1 protein-coding gene is annotated in these 2,373 nt (G+C 60.7%); it reads right to left on the bottom strand.

Features of this window, described 5'->3' with window-relative positions:
* Nucleotides 1-509 precede the first annotated feature (509 nt).
* Nucleotides 510-1,733, bottom strand: a complete 1,224-nt coding sequence (locus tag QZ408_RS14715; RefSeq protein WP_292492804.1) for an archaeosine biosynthesis radical SAM protein RaSEA — start codon at nucleotides 1,731-1,733, stop codon at nucleotides 510-512.
* Between the last annotated feature and the right edge of the window lie 640 nt (nucleotides 1,734-2,373).

Genomic DNA, 2,373 nt, shown 5'->3' with positions numbered 1-2,373 from the left:
CCCCGCAGGTGGGTACCTGTACGTTCCTCCTCAAAGCCCCCGCCCCGGAGGGGGGCGGGGAAGGTGCATGGAGATACCCGGGAAAAACCGTGCCCGGGATGCAAACCCCTGGGCGGTGCGAAACACGATCGATGATCTCCTCCGGTGAGAGTGCCGGCAATTGAGAATCGATGCACTGGGGAAGAGCGCGGAAGTTCGACGGATGGCTGCAGGGAACTCCCTTTAGCGGCTTCGCGCTCAACGCGAGAGGCTGTATTATTACCCTCTATTGCTGACCCTCGAGTTGCCGCGGAAGTTCGCGAAGTTCGGTATAATTACCTGCAACTCCCCTTTGTGGCCCTCGCGCCAACGCACGAGGCTCTATCACCACCCGCACACGGTTTAAAAGAAGCCTCCCGGGGGATGTCCGGGCCCCGTCCCCGCCCGGTTCTTCACCGGGTTCACAATGGAGGTATGGCCGGGAGCTGCGGCGATCGATGCTGCCCCTTCCCGTCCGGTGCAGGGACCGCCTACACCGACGAGAGCCGGGCATTCCGCACGTACGCGAGCTGCTCGCGGATCCTCTCCGGGATCGTCCGGGGGTCCTGTCTCTCGACGGCCTCCCGCCACCCGTCATCCCGGCACGAGCAGTCCAGCCCTTCGAACTCCGCCGTATCGAAATGGCAGTTGTAGCGCTCGATCGCTTTGCCGAGCTCGGCATCGCACTTCCCGCAGTTCCGGGCCCAGTCGAGAGACTCGACCGAGTAGGTCCAGGGGCTGACATAGACATGGGCGCGGTCCCCGAACCGCTCCCGGCACTCCTGCAGGAGGTCGACGAGGCTCCAGAGCCACGGCGGCCGGTAGAGGTTATTCTTCCAGAGTTCGTGCACGACGGTGTTCTTCTCGACCGTCGTCACCTCGAGGTCAACATACTCGATCCCACGGGAGACACAGTAGGCCACGGTCCTGAGGACATCGTCTACCGCCTCCGCATCGGTGAGGAACGGGGGTTTGACGAGAAGGAGCGGCTTTGTCAGAACACCCATACCCCGCATCCTCGAATGGAAGAGATCGAAGTTATGGGCCGAGAACCCCTTGTTGATGCAGAGGTTCATCACCTGCGGGTCTGCGGACTCAAACCCGAACGCCACCTCGAGCTGCCGCCCGCCTAAGGCCTTCTTCATCTTCTGCACGTGCTCGTCGGGCGAATAATCGATCCTCGACTCGACGACCACCTTCTTTATGTTTTTGTAGCCGTCGATGTATGAGCAGATCTTTTCGATAGCGGCAGCCGGCATCTCGCGCTCGTTAAAGATATTTCCGTCGTTGTAGATCGAGACGACCGGGTAGTCCCCGAGATCGACGGCGTCCATCACGTACTCGAACTGTGCGACGTACTCCTCCGCCGAGACCGCCCTGCCCCGGGACGTCGCACAATAAAATCCGCACATGGTGCATCCCCCGGTCTTCTCAACCCACTCGCAACCCGTGGAGCGGAGGAAGACGATCAATCGCCTGATGGGCCGATCGTCAAGATGCCCGATCCGCTCCTCCCAGCCGATGGGAACGGTGAAATCGAGATCACCCGGGACGGACCCGTTCTGCCTGCGCAGACCACCGGCCAATGCCCGTATCTCGTCAAGGACGTCATTCTCGGTCTGGAGACCGGTGAAGATCTCCGCGCTGCTACTGCTATCAGGTACGGCCTTCTCCAGAATAATTATCCCCCCTTGTACCCGGGCAGGCACCATCATATCGGAGGTGCACGGTCCGGATGACTGTCGCCTTATCTTACCAAGACATACCCCTCATAGGCCTTTGCATATTTATAGTTTGTCTCAACAATCCCATCACCGGGGTGTGTTTGCCAAACGGTATTCCAAGACAGGAAATCGCGGGAAGCGGGCCGCCTACCGGGAAGGGCGGGATCCGGACCGCACCCTACCCCTCCCGATGGGCCATTTGAGTGGTTATAAAGCTCCGATCCTCGGGGGAGCCCGTGACAGCATGCCAATTTTTATATACGTTGCCCGGGGGTATACTACTCCGATGCACCGGGTAACGTTGCCTTCCGGGGGACTGCCGCCCGGAGTCAGGCCGGACGGGTGCATCGCCGGTGAGAGGTGTCCCGGCGAGAGGCTGGGATTCTGAGAAGGTGTGTGATGCACCTCACAGGGACACGGCACGAGAAGGCTGAAGGGCTTTGAGGAGCGGCACGATGATGCCGCTGTGATATGCATATGGCTGAAGAGTACGTGAGAAGGGCAGAGAAGGGCGTGGTGTACCCCGCCGGGAAGGTCTCCGACCGGGACTCGTTCACGACGAGAGCCCTCGGCATCCTCCCGTTCTACACCACCTACAAAAAGACCTACACCCTTCTCCGGCAGTCCCGGG

Source organism: Methanoculleus sp. 10 (genome assembly GCF_913757945.1).
Taxonomy (GTDB): Archaea; Halobacteriota; Methanomicrobia; order Methanomicrobiales; family Methanoculleaceae; genus Methanoculleus.
This window is presented reverse-complemented; position numbering and strand designations above follow the sequence as displayed.